Raw genomic sequence first — 339 nt, forward strand, 5'->3', positions numbered from 1 at the left:
TCGACCAAGAGTTGCAAAGACAAAAGTCAGTCTACATTCTAAAGATTCGATCATTCAAAAAGCCCTTAAGCAGGCAGAAGAGGAGTATGGATTACTTGCAGGAATAGATCACTTAAAGAGCTATGATGCTAAGGAAGACCCGTACCTAAAACACCTAAAGAAGAACAAGCGTTCTATCTTAGGTTTTTAATAACGTGAACATAAAATAAACGGCTAGTTTGAGTTATTCTCGCTAGCCGTTTTTATTTTCAGTGGAGCGTTACCTCTCCATACGTGAGCTAATCCGTTACGTTCTAATTTAGTAATGTAACTGACAAGGTTTTGTCCAGAACCTTCACA

The 339-nt window shown here is 38.3% G+C and carries 1 pseudogene; it reads left to right on the forward strand.

What is annotated here, in order from left to right:
- Positions 1-190, forward strand: a pseudogene (locus IQR33_RS32355) (hypothetical protein); the annotation flags it as partial.
- Between the last annotated feature and the right edge of the window lie 149 nt (positions 191-339).

Origin of the sequence: Vibrio sp. OPT46 (genome assembly GCF_015163535.1) — a bacterium.
In the GTDB taxonomy this organism is placed as follows: Bacteria; Pseudomonadota; Gammaproteobacteria; order Enterobacterales; family Vibrionaceae; genus Vibrio; species Vibrio alginolyticus.